General features: G+C 40.1%; 5 protein-coding genes and 1 pseudogene. All 6 read right to left on the bottom strand.

Annotation, left to right across the window (positions count from 1 at the left end; genetic code table 11):
• Positions 1-108: 108 nt before the first annotated feature.
• Positions 109-828 (bottom strand): anti sigma factor C-terminal domain-containing protein, encoded by a 720-nt coding sequence (locus ABPH35_RS09925; RefSeq protein ID WP_349989543.1) that lies wholly within the window; start codon positions 826-828, stop codon positions 109-111.
• A pseudogene (locus ABPH35_RS09920) lies at positions 815-1,289 on the bottom strand (RNA polymerase sigma factor). The gene ABPH35_RS09925 and the pseudogene ABPH35_RS09920 overlap by 14 nt, the downstream one beginning before the upstream one ends.
• A 153-nt stretch (positions 1,290-1,442) precedes the next feature.
• A complete protein-coding gene (locus ABPH35_RS09915; RefSeq protein WP_349989542.1) occupies positions 1,443-2,522 on the bottom strand; it encodes an anti sigma factor C-terminal domain-containing protein in 1,080 nt (359 codons plus the stop codon).
• Positions 2,503-3,000, bottom strand: coding sequence for an RNA polymerase sigma factor (locus tag ABPH35_RS09910; RefSeq protein WP_349989544.1), 498 nt, complete (start codon positions 2,998-3,000; stop codon positions 2,503-2,505). The genes ABPH35_RS09915 and ABPH35_RS09910 overlap by 20 nt, the downstream gene beginning before the upstream one ends.
• Before the next feature lie 102 nt (positions 3,001-3,102).
• Positions 3,103-5,799: a phosphoenolpyruvate carboxylase gene (ppc, locus tag ABPH35_RS09905; protein WP_349989541.1), complete on the bottom strand. Its 2,697-nt coding sequence runs from the start codon at positions 5,797-5,799 to the stop codon at positions 3,103-3,105.
• Between the two features lie 26 nt (positions 5,800-5,825).
• Positions 5,826-7,046, bottom strand: coding sequence for a cell division peptidoglycan polymerase FtsW (ftsW, locus tag ABPH35_RS09900; RefSeq protein WP_349989540.1), 1,221 nt, complete (start codon positions 7,044-7,046; stop codon positions 5,826-5,828).
• Positions 7,047-7,282 lie beyond the last annotated feature (236 nt).

Genomic DNA, 7,282 nt, shown 5'->3' with positions numbered 1-7,282 from the left:
TAATAAGCAAACAATTTCTAACTTTTCTTCTACTGATTTTGGACTTCTTTTGGACATGTGAAAACTCCCCTTATAGTGTCTAGTGAATTTTGGTTTTTTCACTGTCTACTATATGGGGAGTATATCATAACTCATCTCATCTTCTTTTTCTTCAAAACTGAGACCATATATATCTGCCAGAGAGTAAGAATAGTCGATTTCTGTATTTGTTGTGCCAAACCAAAACCAATTTTTTTTGAGATTTTCAGGTAACATGGTCTGTAATTCTTGATACGAATAGGGCTTATCAAAAGTGAGCGCTACTTCTACTAATTGTCCCTTCATTTCTTTTGTAAGAGGCAATTCTTGACTCGGTTTTGGAGCGTATTTTCTGTTCCAATCCCCCCTTGTATTAAAGAAAACAGGATTCCGATAGGTACTTTGATTGCTAGAAAATCTCAGTTCTCCCTGATGCTCAACTATCGGGTACTTCACAAAATCACTCTCACTATCAACATGAGTAGCAAAAAGTGTCGCGCTGGCATTGATATCTCGATAAGGTATAAACACCCCGTCAATATCCTTCATCCTGTCTAAATGATAGGTTGATGAAAACTGTCCTTTCGGGCTGTTGCCACCTATAACATGCATATTAGGATAGGCAATGACATCCCGCTGATGATAGTAGTCCATCACTTTGCGAAAGTTACGATTCAGTAATTTTCCAGATACAAACATCAGGCCTGCATAAATGGCTAAAAAACTGACTACAACTGTTACAGATATCAAAATAATTTGCCGTCTATTTTTCTGTTTCGTTTTCTTTGTCAATACTTCAAATGTTTCCATGGTCATATCCTTTCTGTTTAAGGACTTGCCTTAATTTTTGACGACTGCGCTGAAGACCGACCTTGACCTTGCTGACGGAATAAGAGAGAAGCTCTGCGATTTCACGAATGGTAAAACCTTGAAAATAAAAGAGTTCCAAGAGAAGCGCGTCCTGTTGTGGCAATTTTTCTACTTCTTCCAAGAGAAAGTCATATTGGTCTGTTTCGAAGTGGGAAAGTTCATGTGGCTTGAAAAATTCTTTTCGTAAAATTTCCATGTAACGTTTGTTTGTCCCTGCGGTACTTATCAATGTAGCGACGAATGGCCGAGCGGTACAGGAAGGCACGAATCTTCTCACCAGGGATAGCAACTGGCATTTCAAGGAGCTTGACAAATATATCTTGGACGACATCTTCTGCCTGCTCTTTTGGAACACCTGATGCCATCAGATAAGCGATGACATCTTTGGCAAAATCAATCAAAACTTTTTCATAGGCATCTAGTTTAATCGCACTTCCCTCCCTTCTTCACTAATAAAACGAAACTAGACCCGTAAAAGTTACAGGTCTAGTCTTATTTTATCATATTTAGAAAAGCACAAACTGAAAATCTAAGAACCTGAGGTTCAAAAAAGATTATCTGTGGGCATTCAGGTGATGATAGGGCTTGACTTCCACATCTTGTCCGATATTAGAGGCAAAGATCCAGCTGGATTTTTCAAGTTGTGTAAAGTCTTCCGCCTTACCAGTTAGAATCACACCAGCAAATGTAGCTGTTTTTCCATCTTGATTCTTTTTAAGATAGTCTTTGACATCAGTGGTCAAATCATAGTCTTTCCCATCTGCTCCCACACTATAGCCGAGCCAATGATTCGCCAAAGCCTTCTCAAGATGTGCTTGAAAGAAGGTATAGCTATTACGGAAGCCTTGACTAGGCGTTAAATCAGCCAATTTCTTTTGATAGTCCTCATAGGCTTTTTGAGCTTCTTCCTTAGACAGATTTGCTGGTTTTTCCTGTTTTTTCATCTCCTCATAGGTTTCTAGTTGAGCGAGATTAGGCTGAAAGCCAATCTGAGCATTGAGCTTTAATTCGCTCGTATCATAGGAACTGTTGCTACCAATCCAATACCAGTTGATGTTTAAATTACTAGGAATCATGGCTTGAATCTCATCGAAGGTATAAGACTTATCAAAGGTTACAGCCATCTCAACCACTCGATTGGGCATCTGAGATAAGAGAGAGATGTCTTGAGTGACAATATTCCCCATTTGCTGATAATGACGGTTGGTATTGTAAAAAAGTGGCACCTTATAGCTATTCCCGTGGGTATAGCCACCCTTACTATCTGATGATTTGTAGAGATTGAGATGCTGATTTCTTCCATAGCCTCGGTAAAGACCGTAATGCTCTTCAAAATCTTCAAATGGAACCGTAATGCCTGCAATATCCTTCACCTGATCAGCATAATAGGTTCCTGTAAATTCTGAATCCGCAATGAAGGACCAGTTTATATAGCTAACATTAGGATAACTGATTTCTGTCATCGTTTGATGATACTCACGCACTTCATTGGCATTACGAGAGGTAATCCAAGCCAGCCCCTTCCAAGCCACGACCAACAGAAGAAAACCAGTAACAATTGAAAGTAGAATGGTTTTCACCCTATTCTTTCGTTTACTTTTCTTTGCTGCAACTTCAAAAGTCTTCATATTCATATCCTTTCTCCTTTAGCAATCTTGCTAATCGCTTGCGACCACGATAGAGATTCATTTTAACTAGGTTTTGGCTAATTCCCAAGACCTGGGCTACCTCCTTGGTCGTCATTTCTTGAAAATAATAACAGTCCAGTACCAACTGGTACTGAGTGGGCAATTCTGCTACCGCCTCATACAGCGGTCCATAATCTGATGTATCGTACTTTAGCACCTGATCCTTGTGGAAAAATTCCTGCTGGATAATCTCATGGTAGCGCCTATCCCTACGATACCGATCAATATAGGCTCGAATAGCTGAGCGATAAAGCCAAGCCCGTAATTTCTCGAAGGGAAGAACAATGTCTGCCTCGAGAATTTTAACTAAAATGTCCTGAGCAATATCATCACTATCTGCTTGATTGGCGCCTGATTTTTGCAGATAATAGGAAATTTCTCTCGCAATGCCCATGATTTCTTGTTCATATTCGTCGAACCGAATCTTTCTCCCCTCCTTTCACTAATAGAACGAATGAATTGGCAAATGGTTACAGCATATTTAGCAAATAGACAAAAAAATCGGCCAAAACCGATTTTTTTGTCCTTAACCTGAATTCCGCAAACCAGTTGCAACACCGTTGATGGTAATATGAATCAGACTTTCCTGATCCGCACTTAATTCTCCACGACGGAGGCGATTGATCAATTCAATTTGAATATAATTCAAAACGTTGAAATAAGGCATACGGTAAGCAAGACTGGCTTTCAAGAATGGCAGTTCTGCCAGTAATTCATCATTTTGTTCAATCGCCAAGATCATATCTTTGGTTAATTGCCATTCATCCAAAATGGTATAGAAAATAGAATGCACAGCTTCATCTTCACACATCTTGGCATATTCAAAGGCAATGTTCATGTTAGACTTGGAGAGGACCATGTCCACATTTGAAAGCAGGGAGCGGAAAAATGGCCAATTTTCATACATTTGTTGGAGCTTAGCAAGATTGTCTGGATCTTTGTCAATGAATCGTTTGAAACTAGAGCCCACTCCATACCAACCTGGAAGCATAACACGATTTTGCGACCATGAGAACACCCACGGAATGGCACGGAGACCTCCAATTTCGGTAATGGTTTTTCGCGCTGCTGGACGGGAACCAATATTCAAACTAGACACTTCACGAATTGGGCTCGCTGCAAAGAAATAATCATAAAAATTCGGATTGCCAAAGACCAGATCACGATAAATTTGGTAACTGTCCTCAACAATATCATTCATAATAGCACGGTAGCCATCAATTTCATCTAAATCAACAATCATCTGCGTCACCATCCGGTCTAAGGTTGCAGATACCAGCATTTCTAAGTTGTAGTAGGCTGCATCCTTATTACCGTATTTATTTCCGATGACCTCTCCTTGTTCTGTCAAACGAATCCGATCCTTAATAGAACCAAATGGTTGAGAAGTAATGGCATCATAAGAAGGACCACCACCGCGGCCAACTGTCCCACCACGGCCATGGAAGAAGGTAATTTTCACGCCATACTCTTGACCGATTTGGGTCAATTCATTCTGCGCTTTGTAGAGGGTCCAACCAGATGACAAATAGCCACCGTCTTTATTGGAATCAGAATAACCCAACATGATTTCTTGGTAATGGTCATTGCCTGCAATCCAAGATTTGGCAATGTCTAGCTGCAAGTAATTACGCATAGTGGCAGGGGCATTATCCAAATCTTCAATTGTTTCAAAGAGGGGCACAATCTGCACGCGTGCACGTTCTGCATCAACCAGACCGACTTCTTTTAAGAGAAGAGCCAACTCTAGTAAGTCAGATACATGCTCAGAATGAGAAATAATATGCTGCTTGATGACTTCCTCACCTAGCTTATCTTTCAGTTCACGGGCTGCTGCAAAAATAGCCAATTCCTTTTCTAACTGCTCTGATTTTGGAATATGGGTTGCAGATAAAATCCGTGGGTCTTCAACCAATTCTTTTAGGAGTACCTGACACTTTTCTTCTTCTGATAAGCTGCTGTAATCTTCTACAATTTTCGCAGAAGCTAATAATTCAGCGACACTGGCCTCGTGAATGCTCGAATCTTGGCGCATATCGATACTGGCTAGGTAAAATCCAAAGGTTTCAATAGCTTCTAATAATTCTGTCAAATCGCCCTTTAACAGCGCCACACCTTTGTTTGCTTCCAAGGATTCTTTTATCGCGATAATGTCTGCCTTAAACTCTCGAACATTGGCATACCGCTCATCACATTTCTGGTCATGAATCAGATAATCGCGGGTATGGGCCAATTTCATCTGAATATAATGAAAGGCTTTACGATATGGCTCATGCTCACGATAAACAGAACGATCTGCGGATAAATCAGCCAAAGCTTGAACGGCTGGACTAACCTCAACAATGGTTGTTGATAATGAGAAATTATTGTAGAGTTTTTCCAGTTGGTCATGGTAGTAATTCATAATGACTTCACACTGGGTAAGGGCAGACAACTTCAAGGTTTCTGCCGTAACAAAGGGATTCCCATCGCGGTCTCCACCAATCCACATTCCCATGGTAATCGGACGCGGATTCACTAGTTCAACTCCACGTTCTGCCGCAAGATTTTTATATTCTCGTTGGAGTTTGGTCACTGCCTTGATGAAGGAACTATTGTAATACTCCATGACATTGGTAATTTCATTTGTTACCTTGAGTTTCTTCTCACGAATCATTTCTGTCTGCATCATGATTTCCACATAGCAACGCAATTCATCGAGCCACTTAGTGCGGTTCATAAGACCGAGTTTCACATCACGATAGCGACGGAGTAATTCATGGATATGCTTGGTCAAATCAAGCATAGACTGGCGTTGAACCTGGGTCGGATGAGCAGTCAGAACAGGAACAACATTCAGATGTTCTAAGATTTCAGCTGCATCTTCACGCTGAGAAACCAAATCAATCGTGGTCGAAATTTTTCCAAGATAATCTTGCCCCAAATTATTCTGATGATTGATTTCATAAGCCAAATCCACATCTTCTGAAATGTTAATCAAGAGAGGTAAAACGGCAAAGTAACGGGAAATAACTGCTAATTCATCATTGGTCAACTGACCGATAATTTCCATCAACCGACTGTAATCATCTTGTTTTGAGAGAGTTCCAAGTTCGATAATCTTGTCAAAGGTTTCTTCAGACATCAGCTGACGCGCAACATCTTGCAAGATATCTGTCAAAATTCCTACTTCTTCTTGAATTGTCTCTTTGTTGTTATAGTTTTCTAATTTTTGTATCACCATATCTTCCTTTTCTCCTAATTTTCTTACTAAGTCATCGTTCGTTCAATCTCTTCTCGAATTAGTTCGCGCTTTTCATTGGCATCAATATTGAGCACAAAAGCAATTCCTATGGAAATAATCAATAAACTATTTCCCCCTTGAGAGATGAAAGGGAAGGTAACTCCCGTCGCTGGAATCAGACCAGAAATCCCTCCAATATTGACAAAGGTCTGAACAAGTAACATGCCCGCCACACCTAGTGCCATCATGGCATTAAAGGGATTCTTTGCTCGAATACCAACCACGATAATACGTAAAATCAAGAAAAACAAGAGAGCTAAAATAAGACTCGCTCCAAAAAAGCCAAGCTCTTCTATGACAATTGAAAAAGCAAAATCGGTATGAGCTTCTGGTAAATACCCATTTTTTTCAATCGAATTTCCTAACCCTCTGCCAAACCAGCCACCATTGCTCATGGCATAGTAAGAATTGGTCAGCTGCAATCCTGATTCTGTTGCGTTTTCAAAGGGATTAAAATAAGCTGCAAAACGTCGCGCAATATAGCCAAATAATGGAATTTTTGCCACAAATTCGACACCAAGCACTCGAATGGTTCCCAAAAGCAGAGCTGAAGCAGACACAATTCCTAAGAGGGCAGTTGAAAACCAACGATAACCAATACCGCTAGAAGTTACCATGACCACAATGATGAGGGCAACAATAACTGCATTTCCCAAGTCCGGTAAGGAAGCAACCAAGCCCAAAAAGATGAGACTGACCAAGCGCCAATCATTGAGCTTATTTGGAATCCACCGCCCTTTGGTTAAGGCCTGATAGTCATATTTTCGAATCTCACCTTGAATCTTAGCAAACTGATGAGCCAGATACCAAACGATCAGCAATTTTAGGTATTCGGCTGGTTGCAAACCAATAATACCATTAGGCCCCAAACGAATCCAACCGTGTGCCCCGTTGACAGCATCAAAAAAATGTGAAATGACCAGCAAAAATCCATCAATTAGCAGCGTGACAGAAATCAAGCCTGTTCTCCGTAAAAAACTTAATTTCATGCGGTAGATGATATAAATTGCCACTAAACTAATTACCCAATAACCAGCCTGACTGAGCAAAAGTTTAAAAGGATTTCCCCCATTTTGCACCTGTAAGGCGCTCGTTGTGGAATAAATCATAATCAGCCCAACAATGGACAAGATTAGATACGGAATTAAAATAGAATAGTTCAGCAAATGCTGTTTATCAATTTTCATCTATTCTCCTAAGCATCTTTTGAATATTGTTCTCATTATACCATATTTCTAATGAAAATACGGAAAAATCTGACAATTTTACGGAAAAGGCAACTATCCGAAGGGAAAACGAAAGTTCTAAAATGAAGTTAGCCAGTCAAGGGTATTAAAAAACATCTCAGAGAGATATAATTGTAATCACCACAACAACAATTAGAAAGACTCTGAGATGCAACACTATTATACACCAAAAAGAA

This window comes from Streptococcus handemini, from assembly GCF_040984445.1.
Classification (GTDB): Bacteria; Bacillota; Bacilli; order Lactobacillales; family Streptococcaceae; genus Streptococcus; species Streptococcus handemini.
The sequence above is the reverse complement of the archived record's forward strand: the minus strand, read 5'-3'. Positions and strand labels throughout refer to the sequence as shown.